Origin of the sequence: Candidatus Stygibacter australis (assembly GCA_030765845.1) — a bacterium.
GTDB lineage: Bacteria > Cloacimonadota > Cloacimonadia > Cloacimonadales > TCS61 > Stygibacter > Stygibacter australis.
In genome coordinates, this window is the sequence record JAVCDJ010000202.1 from 1 (window position 1) to 10,343 (window position 10,343).

The 10,343-nt window shown below is 36.6% G+C and carries 10 protein-coding genes; all 10 read right to left on the bottom strand.

What is annotated here, in order from left to right:
- The coding region (locus RAO94_10125) for a hypothetical protein (protein ID MDP8322694.1) at positions 1-900 on the bottom strand (900 nt) is incomplete at its 3' end.
- A gap of 56 nt (positions 901-956) precedes the next feature.
- Positions 957-1,589 carry an MBL fold metallo-hydrolase gene (locus RAO94_10130; GenBank protein MDP8322695.1) on the bottom strand — a complete coding sequence of 211 codons (633 nt, stop codon included), beginning with the start codon at positions 1,587-1,589 and terminating at the stop codon, positions 957-959.
- Positions 1,590-1,602: 13 nt separating this feature from the next.
- Positions 1,603-2,589 carry a tRNA (5-methylaminomethyl-2-thiouridylate)-methyltransferase gene (locus tag RAO94_10135; protein ID MDP8322696.1) on the bottom strand — a complete coding sequence of 329 codons (987 nt, stop codon included), beginning with the start codon at positions 2,587-2,589 and terminating at the stop codon, positions 1,603-1,605.
- A gap of 319 nt (positions 2,590-2,908) precedes the next feature.
- On the bottom strand, positions 2,909-4,591 hold the full coding sequence (locus tag RAO94_10140) for a metallophosphoesterase (protein MDP8322697.1): 1,683 nt from the start codon (positions 4,589-4,591) through the stop codon (positions 2,909-2,911).
- 23 nt (positions 4,592-4,614) lie between these two features.
- Positions 4,615-5,145 (bottom strand): hypothetical protein, encoded by a 531-nt coding sequence (locus RAO94_10145; GenBank protein MDP8322698.1) that lies wholly within the window; start codon positions 5,143-5,145, stop codon positions 4,615-4,617.
- A 273-nt stretch (positions 5,146-5,418) separates the two neighbouring features.
- The gene (locus RAO94_10150) at positions 5,419-6,504 is read right to left on the bottom strand and encodes an AI-2E family transporter (GenBank protein MDP8322699.1); all 1,086 of its coding nucleotides are present in this window, start codon (positions 6,502-6,504) and stop codon (positions 5,419-5,421) included.
- Positions 6,505-6,508: 4 nt separating this feature from the next.
- Positions 6,509-6,976, bottom strand: coding sequence for a cyclic nucleotide-binding domain-containing protein (locus RAO94_10155; protein MDP8322700.1), 468 nt, complete (start codon positions 6,974-6,976; stop codon positions 6,509-6,511).
- Positions 6,977-7,556: 580 nt separating this feature from the next.
- Positions 7,557-8,360, bottom strand: coding sequence for a hypothetical protein (locus RAO94_10160; GenBank protein ID MDP8322701.1), 804 nt, complete (start codon positions 8,358-8,360; stop codon positions 7,557-7,559).
- A 202-nt stretch (positions 8,361-8,562) separates the two neighbouring features.
- Complete coding sequence (locus RAO94_10165) at positions 8,563-9,231, bottom strand: type 1 glutamine amidotransferase (protein ID MDP8322702.1); 669 nt, start codon at positions 9,229-9,231, stop codon at positions 8,563-8,565.
- A 57-nt stretch (positions 9,232-9,288) separates the two neighbouring features.
- Entirely contained in the window at positions 9,289-10,266 is a 978-nt protein-coding gene (locus RAO94_10170; GenBank protein ID MDP8322703.1) for a glycosyltransferase family A protein, read from the bottom strand.
- Between the last annotated feature and the right edge of the window lie 77 nt (positions 10,267-10,343).

The window sequence follows — 10,343 nt, forward strand, 5'->3', positions numbered from 1 at the left end:
CCTCACATCTATCACCAGATTCTCAATTTTCTGCTGATAAATATCGGAAAACATCCTTTCCAGGAAAATGCGGAAATCTCCACCCCGTTCCTCAATTTCCTTATGGTATGCATCAAACTCATCATCTTCAATTATACCCGATTTATGATACATCCTCACCGTCTGAAGATCATTGAATTCATTGAATTGAAAATAGCAGGTTTTTATCTCTGGCAATATCTTATAAGAGAACAGATCCTGATTGTAAGCAGTAACGGGATGCTGAACTGGTTTCAACCAGTTAACCTGAGTGGAATTCTCCAGGTCGAGTAACTTGGCTTGCCCATCAATATCCACTACTAACTGGATAGTTTCCTCCTGATCTATCACGTCAGTCAGCAGCAAAAAGCCCACCATATTCATCAAATTTGTTAACTGGTAGCGTTTCCAGTAACGGTTTTCTGCTGAAACGTAGGGTCCGAGCATCTTTTCAAGGCTGTCTGCAGCTACTTTGCCTACACGTAATACCTTCTTACCGATCAGATTTATATTAAGCCCCTGATTAACATTGGAAATATAGAGATGATCTCCCGACCATGACATTACTACTGGTACTCGCAGGTCTCCAAAACCGTCTGCATAATATATCTGAGTATGTCCATCATTTAACTGAGATACAAATTTCTGAAGCATCACAGCAAAGGTTTGCTTATTAACAACCAGTTCCAGACTTCCGGCAAAAAGGTTTTTCTTTTTAATAAAATCCTGCTTAGGAATCTCTTCAAATAATGCCGGATGAGAATCTTCCAGCAATTTGCACATATAAAAGAAGTCCTGCTGGAATTTATTGTAATTTTTTACGCTGTCCCAGTCAAAATCTATATAGAATGGCTTCTCTGCCTGGCAAAATGCTGCAATCACTAATATTAAAATAAATAGTCTTACTTTTAAGCTCGTACTGAACCCTGACAATTATCCTATCCCTCCGCTCTCACGAAAGGATTCTCTCTTTTTTCAATACCTACCCGGGTTGCTTCCATGTGACCTGGAAAGACCATTGTCTGATCAGCTAATACATATATCCTGGTTTTTATTGAATGCTTAAGAGTTTCAAAATCTCCATCAGGAAAATCTGTTCTGCCAATACTTCCCTTAAATAAGGTGTCACCGGCAAACAGCAGAAAATCATATAATAAGCAAATCCCCCCAGCCGTATGACCTGGTGTGTGGATCACTTCCAGTTCCTTTTTTCCTAACCTGATCTTATCACCAGATTCCAGCAGCCTATCAGCAGCAGGTGAGATAATTTCCTCATCCATATAACTGCTTAGATTCTGTCTTGGGTCAATTAGTTTCATGGCATCAGCAGAGTGGATAAATATAGGTACATCCCATTTCTCATGAAAATACTTATTCCCTCCAATATGGTCAACATGCCCGTGAGTATTCACGATTGCTGTCATATTCAAACTATTAGTATTCACATAGTTGATAATATCTTGAGATGCTGCCCCGGGATCGATCAAGATCGCTTCGCGGCTGTCTTTATCCCACACCAGATACGTATTTGTGCCAAATTCCGGTAGTATATTAAATCTTTTTAAGTCCATTTTTTTCTCCAATCTATTTGATCATTAAATCTTCTACTTCTTCTGGTGTATATTTTTCGACCTTGATGATATTATTCAAGGCAAAATTCTTCCCCCAGCCTACTTCAGATTCTCTCTCAACCTTGTTATTATAACGCAGCACAATCCTCGCAGCCATCTCAATCTCATTTTCGGTGACCTCTCCATCCGTGCAGATGATACCCAAAGGGCCATGATAATCAACTGCTTTAATTACAATCTCATCAGTTGTTATTAGCGATAAGTGCTCATTTTCCTCCATATTCCTGCCCACAACCAGTCTGGTATTTTCATTCAATCTGAAATGCCTGCCGTAATTGAGATATTTGATGCTTTCATCATTGATCTGGTCATGCACCAGGAGATCTTTCAATTTGCGTGAATATTTAATATCAGTGAGTTTGCAACCTCCGGCAGGATTCTGAAACTCGATCACACCATATTCACGTGCCAGTTCAAGCTGACGGTATCTCGCTCTTCCCTGAATATCCAGAAGTTCAGCTTTGTCAACCCAACCTTCCCTGATGGGCAAGGTGTCTGCCAGAAATCTTTGGCATAATGGTCTCACCAGCAGGTCTTTTACACCACTTAATTTTGCCACGGCATTCATGCTGTCCTTTCGCTGTGATTTGGGACGCTGACCTATAACTTCACCTGATATCAAAAAGTCTGCTCCATATTCCTGCATCATCTCAGCAGCTTTACGGAACATAAATCCATGACAATCCACACAAGGGTTCATGTTCTTGCCATAGCCATAGCGTGGATTCTTTAATACATCCAGATATTCGGGCATCACGTTAATTACCTGAAGGTCTATTCCATTAGATTGTGCAACTTTCAAAGCGGACGTTGCTTCAAAAAAAGGAGTCTCAAAAAATATCGGGATCACTGTATAACCCAGTTTTTCCATGTGTTTCACGGCTAATAAACTATCAAGTCCCCCTGAAAATAATGCCAGACATTTATGCTTTCTGATCATTTTATCCCCTCATGTTTCATTACTTAGTCATAATTCACATGTCAGCAATTTAGTAAATGTAATTTTCTATCAAGCAAATTATAAAATCTCAGATTTACGTAGTTTGTACTCTTTGAAATGAATTACCACTCCCCCATCTCTGTCTAATTGCAGATTAGGGGAGTAGTTTAAATCTTTTTCTTCAGATTATTGAAGCAGTATAATTTCTCTTATGTCTGCATCAGGATCCAGGTTGGAGATTTGATTAACCTTTGCAGAGGGATCAGTTTTCAATCATTACGCTCCGACAGGTCATGCACCTGGTTTTTGTTTGGGTCATCTATTTCATGATTTTTATTGTACCATTTTTCACTGAATCATAACTCCATTCAGGTTGAAAGTAAAGTGATGAATCTTCATACTGACGGTATTGGCAATAATTGAAATTCAATTCTGATACATTCTCAAAATTCAATTCTGCTAATGGGATTTTAATTTCCGCAATCCAGTTGCTATCATTTATTCTTGTCTTAACCTCAATATTTCCGTTCCACTCCAGATCATGTGAGTCAGCATTAAAATCAGATTTCATATCCCAGATAACTCCACTTGTATTAACATAAAATTGATAGATTACTCTATCTTCTCCAGAAAGCAAAAAACCTATAGCATCATCAGCATATACTTCCTCATCTCTTTCAGTACAGGAAGCTTTTAAGCTGTCAGAAATACTTCCAGTGATTGATGCTATGTACAAATATTCTTTATCAATCAAAAAGAATAGCTCTGAATCATCTATTTCAGAAAGCTGAGCTTCATTATCTGCAAATTTGTTTACAATGAATGCTTTAGCCCTGTCTTTTTCAGAAATCTTTCCATCAATTTTTGGGATTTTCTTTACATAGTTACAATTTACTACCCTTGGAATAAATATTGCCTTTTCATATTCATATATTTTTCCCCGCCCAAAAGGATATGAAAACTTTACAGAAGGAAGTGGAAACATATTCTTATTGTTCTCCATCACAAATTCACTTTTCAGTGTGTCGCCTGGATTGATAGTAAGTTTGATATTTTTTTCTGGTGTAATCCAATTGTCATTACTCTCTATTATCAAATCGCTGTTGATGGTTTTATCAGTTTTATTGATGACACTGAACTCAATGAAATACCTTTTTTCAGTATCACTTCGGCTATTCAGAGTGATATAGCTATTGGGGATATTGTAAGATAGTTGTTCCTCCTCAATTGTTACTAAATCTTCAGAGAAAATATTCCCTGACTTTATTAATGAGGTGTAGAGTTCATCATCTTCAACCTTACACATCATATATTGATAAAATATTCCCATATCCACATTTTCGTCTGGCATACTTCCACCGGAGCTACCCACCAAATAATAGTCAATCCCATCATATTGATTATGAGCATATTGATGCCAGTGACCTGTAATCACAGCATCAACATTATTTTGCAGAAATATCTCATGAAAACGATCCTCTTTTTCTGATGCAATCTGATTTGCCCAAAATGGCTTATGCATAAAGACAAATATATTTTCTGATTCCCGATTCTCATTCAAATCTTTGATCAACCAGTTTACCTGCTCCTCATCAAACTCATCATATCTGGATATCGTGGCATTATTCAAAACGACAAAATGAGTTTTTTGGTAATCAAAAGAATAAAAAGGATCAAAACCGGTTTTTTCTTTAAATATTTGCGCTGAATTTTCATCAATGATATCATGATTCCCGGGAACAAAATACAGCTTACAATCTAAAATCTCAATAGATTTCAGAGGGACATCCCAATCACCGGCAATTCTTCCGTCTTCCACAAAATCACCGACATTGATGATAAAATCAGGTCTCAGGCTGTTTATCTCATTTATAACTTCATCAAAAGCCTCCTGATTTGCACCTCCGGTTCTATCTCCCAAAATTGCAAAATGAAAATCGTTTTTTGCATAAATGCAGAATATTGATGTCAAAATAATAAAAGCAAATATAATTTTTTTCATTTCTAACTCCTTAACCTTTTTACTTATAAACCAAAATTAAATGTTATTCCCAGCATACCGATATGTTCGTTAAAATCAATAAGCCCGTTATCATTTGCATAAAGATATTTATACATCCCATAAAGCCCCAGTTTCCAAAATACTATTACATTGATCCCCAGTTCCGCATCAATCCCGATACCATTATCATAGCCACCCGCATTATCAGGCACTTCCAGCCAGCAAATCCCTCCACCGGAAAACAGGTTTATTCGGTGTGACACTTTCTTCATATAGATCAGATTCAAAACCTTCATATCTGCAATTTCATAAGAATGTGTTGGATCTGGACCATTTGTGTAAGATTCTCCAGAAAGTGATAATGCCAAAGGAAATCTAGCCAGTTTCAAATCAAAGGCAAGCTGCCCTCCTCCAAGCTTATCAATATCGGATCTGCTATCAGAAAATCCTCCCTGACCAAACCTGATCGTAAATAAAATATTTTTCTCATTTACCTTAGCATACAAACCAAACGTACCAATCAGCAAGATAGTAATAATAAGTTTTCTAAGCACAATTACACCTCCTGTAAAGCACCTTGATCAATTTTTGATGCGTATCCATTTCTCTCAGAATATCCCGTCCATATTGCATATAAATAGTTTCCAGCTCAATTATTCTTCCTAATTCTGCTTTAATCAGATGCTGAAATGAGCTCTCAAACTTTTGGCAATACTGGACCAATGATTCATCCGAACCTCCCCGGACAATTGCATCTGCAACAATGACCTCAATCGCAAAACCAGCCGGACGCCAGTATGGGTAAGGACAAAATTGTACCTGGTTATTTATAAAATCTCGAACTTGCGCAGATTCCCAATTAGAATGGTGGAAATTTCTTTTACCATAAATACCAGTGGTACAGCAAAAAGCATCCCTAAAAAACCCATTGTATATCCACCAGCCAGAACAGTAAGCAGGATTATCATGGGGTGCATTTCCATACTTTTTGCCATCACGAAGGGGTAAATAAATCTATTTTCCAGAAATTGCACTATTTGCAAGGCAATTATTGCAGAAATGATCATTACCAGTGGAGAACCACTTAGTAATATCGAGATCGTAGCTGCCACAATACCCACTGCTGGTCCCAGATAGGGGATCACATTACCAATACCGGCAATCAATCCCACCACAATTGAATAGGGCACGCCCACAATTATCATGGCAATGGAAGACATCGCTGCCACTATCAGCATCTCCAGCATCATCGCTCGAAAAAAGGTCTTTAATACACTATCTGTTCTCTCTGCTATGATCACCGTCAATTCAAAGTACTGATTAGGAATAAGTTTAAATAGTTGTTGCCGGAATTGTTCCCGGTCTTTCAGGAAAAAGAATCCTAAGGTAGGCACCATAAATAGAAATGTGAATAAGTTGAACATCTTACCAGCATAAAGACTTATTTTATTAGGTATATCAGTAACCACCTTTTGCATATAGTACAAAAATCCCTGGAATAATTTATCGAGATCAAAGAGGTTGGTTTTCTCAGTAAATTCTATCAAGGGAGTAAAAAGCTTGCTGAACAATTCCACGTCAGTTATCCTGAATTCCTCTATACTCCCACTTTTAGATGCAATATCCGTAATTTTTGTCCCCATATCCTGCAGCTGACTGCTGAGAACAGGAACTACTAATATCCCCCCTAATGCCAGCAGAGCAGCTATCAATAAATAAACAAGTAAAATTGCTAACCAACGGGTAATCCGATATTTCTCTAGAAAATCTACCACTGGCTTGAGAAGATAAGAAAATATTATCGCTCCAAAAACCATCCAGATAACACTCTGGTAGAATAAAAAAGTAAGTACAACTACTGCTCCTGCTAACAATCCGAAAATTATCCGGGTGATATTAATTTTTGCTTTCATTTTGCTACTTCTGATTATCTTCTAATTTTTTATTACTTCTATTTAATATTTCACTCAAATATCTACTAATATTAAAGAGCAGCGTTACACCAGCTTTGGGATTTTTATCCACAAACTCATGGAAATCCTTGGAAGTCATCGCCAGCAGTACACTATCTTCTTCTGCCCGGGCACTTGCTGTGCGCGTGGAATCCAGCACAAGTGCCATCTCACCAAAATGCTCGTACTGCTTCTTATGGATCAATTCAATCTCCTCACCATCATTATCAAGATAGATCTTGATATCACCCTTCGCCACAAAGTATAATACTACCTGAGGATAATCTTTCTTGAATACCAACTCGCCCTTTTTATAATTCCTTTCCAGCAACATGCTCTTGATCTGAAATAGTGCTCGATTGGATAATCCTTCCAGAAGCTGGTAATTCTTAAATTCTTTTATCTCTGGCTTCACTTTTTCTTTTTTAGCCATTTTATTTTCCCTCCAGTTATTGACTGAGATTAATACTGGAAATCTCAACAATCGGAATATTCTGTCAATTAATTTGTTATTTTGTCACACTTCCACCTGTAGAGACTGTTCAATCTTTATGGTTAATTTATCCCTGAAGGGGATTCACTATAATAGCCCCAGGTCGGCACGAAGTGACTACCTGGGGTTGATGCCAAAAGCCACCGTCCTCCCCCAAACACCGGCTGCGCCGGTGTTTGGGGGAGGGGAAGGTGAGGGTGGTCAATTTGACCCCGGGTTGAAATACAACAACCCAGGGCTATTATAGTAATTCCCCTTCAGGGAATATGTCAATTTCACAAAAATTGACAAATATGATGGATATGTGCACTTTTTTCTGCTAAAAATTACTATTCATTATAATTTTCAATTAGTTATATTGAACAGCATCCACCTGTAATTTGTCGTTTTTTTTAACTAAGTCCGAAGTGCCACAACTCAACCCGGCATAACATAAAAATGTCATGCCGGGTTGAGTTGTGGCACTTCATTATTTCTTTATATAAAATAAGAAGAGATTAAATAGAAACTGGGGGAAATTTTAATCTATAGAATTCAGACGGACACTGATCTCCTGATCATAACTGTATTTTTTTAGTTTACGCAGGCTATTTACATATCTAGCACCCTGCTTCTTGAATCCTGTTTCATCAATAGGGCTATCAAGATAATATATTGTAACATAATTACCAAGATATTTTGAGTCTTGATCTTCAAAGCAATCTGTGACAATAAAAAGACGATGCTGTCTGCCTAATTCAACGATTTTATCGTATTTATCTTCCTGCAGGTAGATTTCATTATCGTTATTACTTTGCTTGAAAGCGATAATTGTAATATAACTTTCAATATCCTGGCTATCGATAGCGATCAGATCAAAATCTGTATTATCACCATCAAGAACCCGATAGTTTCTACTTTCAAGATACTTGCGAACCGCAGCCAGTGCTGTGGCTTTTTCTTTGAGTGAAAAGCTTTCTGTGTGGGATTCAACCGAATGTGGTTTTACTGTTTTAGTGCGAGAAGCAGCGGGAGGAAGTTCATGTTCTCCAGAGCGTGCACCATCATTTTGAATTACAGGTTGCTCAGGTTTCTCATCATCACTCTCTGATTTTTGCTTAAATACAATCGAGAGCAGACTGATAATGGAAAGGATTATTCCACCATTGATGAAACCGAGGATCAATCCACCTATCTCAGAATGACCCAAAACACCAATAAATCCAATATTACGGAGAATGATAAGACCTATCAGAATTTTAAAAACAGTCTTTTTATCTTTGAGTAAAGGCTTTATTTTTTTGTATAAACCCAAAAAAATAATTATTCCTATTAACTGAACCATATCCTGCTCCTTTTAGGTAAAACTGAATAAATATGTGAAATCTCCTGATTTCGGTCAAGATAATTTAAATAACGAGACTAAAACCTTCTGAATGGTGATTACGTGACTGATGAAAGGGGCATTACATTTCGTCTCACTACTCACGTCTCACGTCTCACGAATTACCATTGCGAAGGATAAAACCATTCGCAAGGTATATTTACTAATAGTTAATAAAATTTGTAAAGATCTTCAGATTTTGCTCAAGTTGCTGTTTATCAGTCAAATCATTGCGATAGTAACTTTTGTCTTGCGGATTCTGAGCCAGATGCTTCTGCAGCATGTCTTCACCATCTTCATATAAGAATTCTGGGTGGAACTGAATACCCCAGACAGGCAGGTCCTTATATCTGAAACCCTGTACGGCTTCAGCTTCATTGGCAGCAATGATCTTAAATTCCGGAGGTAGATCAAAGACTTCATCATAACGCGATTCGAGAAAAATGGGCTCATGAATCCCGGCAAATAGTTCATCATCAGTAATTTTCATGCGCTTAAAGCCAAACTCCGGCTGAACTGCTCTGCGGCAATATTCATCTCCAGCCAAATATCGAGCCAGCATCTGATGTCCATGACAGATGCCTAATACCGGTTTATGAGCTTTCACAAAATTACTTATAACCTGCAAAATATCAGTATCATAATCTGAACCCTGGCTGGCAGAAAGCTCTGAACCTGTGATTAATAAATGTGTGTATTTTGCGAAAGATTCTGGCTTTTTATCTAAATAAATGGTATCAAAGCTCTGATCTGGAAATAAGCGTTTTCTGGCTATCAGGTCAAAGTAATCTCGGGGTTCAGACAATTTTATCGAATTGTAGATTAATAGCATTTGTTAAATTCCTTTCGGTTGCTAAATATTTCTACGAGAGACTTACAATTGTTTTGATCAATACGAATCATTATCTAAGATATTATATTCTTTCGTTGAGGAGTAATTATTATTTTTTACATATTCGAATATTCTTTTTGCATCATCTTCCTTCCATCCTGTATTTCTTGTTCTCCACCCAAAAGCTACAAATGCATCTTGATCAAGCTTTGCTGCATAAAAATGCATTTTAAATATTGAAGCTAAATCGCCTTCGGATAATGGTTTATAATTACTAAAAGCAAATCTTAAACAATCAGTCCTACATATCCAACCATGATTTGTATATGTAGCCCACTTTTCAGTTAATAATCTTTCATATTTACCTTTTCTATTTATTCTGACACTCCCGATTTCATTCTCTCCCATTGGACATTTTCCATATCCAGATTGTTCATCGGGTATAAATTCTTTTTCCAAATCATCCTTAACTAAAATCCATATCATATTATCTTCTAATTTTTGGATTAAATAATACTTATTCCCATTAGGTGTGCGTTTTATACTTTGAATTCTATTTAAATTTCTACCAACCCCCGGCATATCTTTAGCATCCATTTTTGTCCATCTTCTAAGGTGTATTATATCAACACTTTTATCATAATCAAGAACATCAATTGCCTTTTCAACAAATTTAGAATTATAAAAATATGAATCATCTTCTATTCTCCAAAAATATGGAGTATCAATCAATTTAATTACTTGATTAAGGTTATAGATATTATTTTTGGTAGTTGCACTCCATGATATATCTTTTACTAATCTCTTAATTTGAATTATTTTACCAAATGATAAGTTTCTTAAATATTCTAATGATCCATCTGTTGATTCATTATCAACAAATAATACATTCATTTCTTTAAATTGCGGTATATGCTCAAGCAAACTTTCAACAGTAGTTACAATTCTCCCTTTCCCATTAATTATTGGTTCTCTAAAACCATTAAAATTGAATATTGCAACTGTAATTTTGCTATTTATTAGTTTTTGTTCCAATTAGATTTCCTTCTTCTATATGGTACTTGAAAATTGATTCATTCTGAGGAGTTATTTTTATTGCCCCTGAATTTGTG